This is a genomic window from Mycobacterium sp. (assembly GCF_049281135.1).
Lineage (GTDB): Bacteria > Actinomycetota > Actinomycetes > Mycobacteriales > Mycobacteriaceae > Mycobacterium.
Genome location: NZ_JBAPRN010000762.1, coordinates 1 through 4761, shown reverse-complemented (window position 1 = coordinate 4761; position 4761 = coordinate 1). Strand labels below are relative to the sequence as shown.

The following is a 4761-nucleotide window of genomic DNA, read 5'->3' as shown; positions in this document are numbered from 1 at the left end:
GAAGGGTGCCACCATCTCGAAGCCCTCGTCCACGAGGGTGACGAGGTCACGGCCGGTGCAGATATGTAGGTGGAACGCCGCCGTGTAGATCGCGGTCGCGATGCGTGCGGCCAACTGCACCGAGAGGTCGCGATCCGGGTCGGTGCGGCGCTCGGCTGCGAGCGCCGCGGCCATAGTGTTCTCCATCTCGGTGACGAGCTCGAGAAAGCGCCCTCTAACAGCTGGCTCGTTGAGCCAGCTCCTGATGCTGAATTCCTCGACCTCGGTGCTGGGGCGGGCGACCTTCAGCATCCCGATGTTGATCCCGAGGTGGATCTGCTCCCAGCAGGACAGGCCGGGGATGGGCTGGCCGAGGAAGTCCCTGAAGTGGTCTTGTATCTCTCTGATGTTGAGGAAGAGCACATCCTCCTTCGTCCGGAAGTACCGAAAGAAGGTGCTCGACGAGCTGTGTGCGGCACGGGCGATGTCATCGACGGTCGTCGCCTCGTAACCGCGGTCCCGAAAGAGCCGGACTGCGGCTTCGGCCAGCGCGACCCTGGTCTGAACTTTGCGTCTCTGCCAGCCACCGGTCTCCACCCGCGGCATCTTAACGCCGTCTTTGTCCACAACCTTCGGGTCCTTGCCGGGCGGATTCATTGACAACCCGCCCACAGTAATGGCTTAAACAGTCACTCCCAACAATCTTGAGAGTGTCTACCAGAGTACTAGACCGATGATCGCCGCGCCCGAGATGCGCTGTGCACCAACGATTACCCGAGGAGCAAGTCACGCGGCGGACCGTGTTGATCGAATCGTGGACCACGCGCGCCCGATCGGTCGTGCGGCGCTGACCCCGGAGCGTTGGAGCGGCGTTCGCTGCGCACCGAGTATGACTCGGCGCGGTTGATGGCGGGCTCGCAGCATCCCGGGCTGATGGGTATTGAGGAGACTACCCAGTTGCTCAAGTACCAAAGGGATTTCGTGCTGTGGCGCCGGATCGACACCCTGCTGTGCTGGAACGACGGCTCGTCGGCCGATGTCGCGTACGCTGCCCGCACCGCCCGTGTGATCGTTCCGTTGACTGCTGCGGTTTGACGCGTGTCTGGTTACGCCGGACGGCAACGCGAATGAAGGCGTCTTCGCGATGGATCCTCAAGCAACCTTGTGGGAGTTAGCTCGTCAACTTGTTGCTGGTCAGCGGACACTGGCCGATCTGCAGCGGGGAGCACAGGCGGCCAACGAATTTGCGCCGGGAACAGCTGACGCGGCTGTTCCTCGCGGCTGTACAACAATCCGCAACGTCCGCACCTGCCCGACGTTCGTCGCAGCCAACGCCCCCGTACCGCGTCGACACGCTGTTCCAACTCCTTATCGCAAGCTGGACCGGAAGCCGGGGAGTTCGAGCACGTCGTCGAGGTCGATCAGCCGAGCGGGCGTGCACGCACCGATGGGAGGGCTCCCGTTCAGTAGCCGGCGGGCACAGAGCAGCGAGAGTGCCGCGGTGGAGGCATATCCGGGGGGCGTCTCGATCCAGCCCTCAACCTCTTGGCCCCCTCGGTTGCGGACCCGGGCCCAGACCATCGAGCGCTGATCGGGAGGCTCGCCGGTGTGGTTGACCGCCGGCCGCCGGCGGGCTGCCCGTCGAGCGAGGCGGAAGAAGCGCCGATTAGAGAGCCGTGACTCCATCCAGCGCGTGACCCGTACGGTGGTGGCCGAGAGGTCCGGGCTGGTGACGTAGGCGGCGATGTTCGGAATGCCGGTGCTGCGCCATAGCGTGTACGGGTCCGGAAACGGAAAGAGCCAAGCGTCATGCCGTCCGCCGGGACCGTGGAAACTCAACCGGCGCGAACCGAAGGGAAGTTTTCGCAGCAACCCGTCCTCCCGGACTTGGGTTCCCTTGTCTCGCAGCAGGACAAGCAGGGTTTCGGAGGAACCCTGCGAGGCGCCGCCCGCCACCACGCCCACCTCGATGTGGGTGGCATCGGGGAGCAGTTCCTGAAGCCGAACCGCCAGAACGTCATTCGGGACGAGGTCGTAACCGGCCATCGGGCACAGCACCACCTGCGCCTCCTCGGCTCGCCGGTCGAGGCTGTAGACATATTCACAGTCCCCGGCGATGTCGAGGTAGTGGGTCCTCGTGCGCAGCGCCGCCTCCACCAGCGGCGGTACCACGGTGGGCGGGCCGACGCAGTTGAGCAGGACCGCCATTCCCTCGAGCATCGCGTCGAGTGCGCCCGGGTCGGTGAGCGAGGCGATCCGGCTCTGCAGTCCAAGCTCTGCGGCCAGTTCGCCCACTGCATGCTCGTCGCGCCCTGCAAGTACCGGCCGCATTCCCCACTCGACGGCACGCTGCGCCGTCAGCCTCCCGGTGTAGCCGTTGGCGCCATAGATCAACAGGCCGTCTGTGTCGTGCACTGTCATTTGACCGTGTTGTGCGTCTGGATGGAGCAGATGTCGATGTCGACCATGTCAGAAGATTCCGATCGCGGCGTCGGGTGGAAGCGCATCTTTCGAATCCCCGTTGCTTCAAGGGAACATGCAGTGGCCGCCATCGAGCATGATGTTCATGCCCGTGAGGTAGTCGGATTCGGACGAGGCGAGAAAGACGGCGACCGGGCCGGCGTCTTTCAGCGGATCGCCGAAGCGTTGCAACGGAATCGTCAGCGTCATGGCGGCCATGCCTTCTGGGTCCGCGCGCTCGAAGGTTTCCATGGCGTCGGTGCGGATCATCGGCGTGATGACGTTGACGTTGATGCCCTGCGGCCCCCACTCGCGGGCCGCCGTGCGTGACAGCCCGCGGATCGCTTCCTTGCAGCTGTTGTAGGCGGCGGAACCGGCGTAGCCCATGATGCCGAATTCGGAGGCGAAATTGATGATCTTGCCGCCGCGTCCCTTCATGTGTGGGAACACCGCCTTCATCCCCCAGAGAGTCGCCTGGATGCCGGTCCGATATGTGTACTCCCACTCGTTCTCGTCGAAGGTCTCGAGCGGCTGGATCACCGGCGCCGGAGCGGGCTTCGCAGCGGTGCCGAAGCCCTGCGCATTGTTCGCCAGAATGTCGACCGAGCCGAACTCCGCCAGCGTGTGATCGACCATTGCAAACACCGCGCTGCGATCGCCCACGTCGACCGTGAGGCCACGCGCCGTTCCACCTGATGCCTCGATCTCGGCGACCACCTCGCGCACCGTGTGACTCGAGCGCGAGGCCACCATCACCTTCGCCCCTTCCGCCGCGAAGGCCCGCGCGATCCCGCGGCCGATGCCGCGACCCGCACCGGTCACGATCGCGACCTTTCCGCCGAGCCTGCTCGTGATCCCCACCCGGCACTCCTCTCGCTTGACAAAAGCTGGCTTTAGTGACGATACTCACTTTTGACAGGGACTGCCAACAAAATAGACAGTTGCTGCCAAAATTCCCTCTGCTGAGCAGCGTGGAGCGAAGGAGCAGTGATGCGGCGATTAGATGGGCGGGTTGCCGGGGCGCGTTTCGTGAAGACAGGTGCGGCCGTCGCCTAGGTGACAGGGTTCGCGTCGCGGTCGACTCCGACGCAGGCCTCGAGTTGACCTTCGTGCTATCCGATAGAACGGCGCGGATCCCAGCAGACGTCGTTAGCTGGCTCGAGAAGCACGGTGAAGGCATCTACCGGCTCGGCGTCAACACCGGACATAGCTTCAACGAAGCGATACAGACCGCACACGACTCCGACCTGATCTTCGTCATCGAACCGTTTAGCTTCACCACGACCAGATCGACGAAGGAATCGGCCGACGTTACTCACGCTACGAAGAGGCGATCGTCGACCGAAAGCACCTGGGATTCGCGCTGGCCTGCAACAACATCGTCAACAAGCACTGAACATCAATCCTCCCCCCGCAGACCTAGTAGACGAAGGGCACCGTCATGTCCCGATTCCTGACCGAGGAACAGCTCGAGATCCAGCAGGCCACCCGAACATTCGCGCAGAAGGAGATCCGGCCACGCCGCCTCGAGGCCTACGATGGCCACGAGTTCATCACCGAGATATCCCGCCGCTGCGGCGAACTCGGAATGTGGCGCACCCTCGTCCCGGAGGCCCGCGGCGGCCTCGGCCAGGGCGCTACCACGGCGTGCGTCATCTTCGAGGAACTCGGACGTGAGTCCCCCGGGGTCGCCATCGCCGGCATCCCGCAGATGGTGTTCGCGCCGGTGATGCTGCTCAGCGACGCGATCTCCGACCGCTACCTCGAAGGCGTCATCTCCGGTGAGCTGATGATCGCGGGCGCGTTCAGCGATCCGGCCGGTGTGGCCAACTACGCCGAGCAGTCCGACATCGCGGTGCGCGACGGCGACGACTACATCCTCAACGGCACCCGACTGTGGGTCACCCAGGGCACCTTCTATGACGTCATGGGCATCGCCGGTCTCTACGAGGGCAGCCAGCGATTGTTCTACGTCGAACGTGGCCATCCCGGCGTCTCGGTGTCGCCGATCCCGAAGATGGGCTTCGGCGCCCCGTGGGGGCTGGTCACCATGAACAACTGCCGGGTGCCCGCAGAATCATCGGTAGATCTGAGTTTCATGGTCACCGACCGCCAGATCCAGGACGTCGACGGCAACGCGACGGCCTCGGTCCTTTACGCGTCCGCGATCACTCTCGGCCTGGCCCACAGCGCGTGGGACCAGACCGTCGGCTATTTGACCAGCCGCACCATCAACCGTCGACCCATCGCATCGATGCAGGCCATCCAGCACAAATTGGTGCGCCTGCGATCCGAGATAGAGGCAAGCCGCTCACTGCTCTA

At 64.2% G+C, this 4761-nt stretch carries 5 protein-coding genes; 2 read left to right on the top strand and 3 right to left on the bottom strand.

Annotated elements, in window-relative coordinates:
* A partial coding sequence (locus tag WAN02_RS30155; protein WP_422269047.1) for a TetR/AcrR family transcriptional regulator occupies positions 1–636 on the bottom strand: 636 nt, incomplete at its 3' end.
* 204 nt (positions 637–840) lie between these two features.
* On the opposite strand from WAN02_RS30155, the gene WAN02_RS30150 reads away from it, so the two are divergent.
* Positions 841–1074 carry a hypothetical protein gene (locus WAN02_RS30150; RefSeq protein ID WP_422269046.1) on the top strand — a complete coding sequence of 78 codons (234 nt, stop codon included), beginning with the start codon at positions 841–843 and terminating at the stop codon, positions 1072–1074.
* 273 nt (positions 1075–1347) lie between these two features.
* Here WAN02_RS30150 and WAN02_RS30145 read toward each other — a convergent pair whose 3' ends face one another.
* Both WAN02_RS30145 and WAN02_RS30140 read right to left on the bottom strand, forming a co-directional pair.
* On the bottom strand, positions 1348–2400 hold the full coding sequence (locus WAN02_RS30145) for a saccharopine dehydrogenase family protein (RefSeq protein ID WP_422269045.1): 1053 nt from the start codon (positions 2398–2400) through the stop codon (positions 1348–1350).
* A 105-nt stretch (positions 2401–2505) separates the two neighbouring features.
* Positions 2506–3300 (bottom strand): SDR family NAD(P)-dependent oxidoreductase, encoded by a 795-nt coding sequence (locus WAN02_RS30140; protein ID WP_422269044.1) that lies wholly within the window; start codon positions 3298–3300, stop codon positions 2506–2508.
* A gap of 580 nt (positions 3301–3880) precedes the next feature.
* Between WAN02_RS30140 and WAN02_RS30135 the strand changes: the two genes are divergently transcribed.
* Positions 3881–4761, top strand: an 881-nt coding sequence (locus tag WAN02_RS30135) for an acyl-CoA dehydrogenase family protein (RefSeq protein ID WP_422269043.1), incomplete at its 3' end; no start/stop codon positions are given.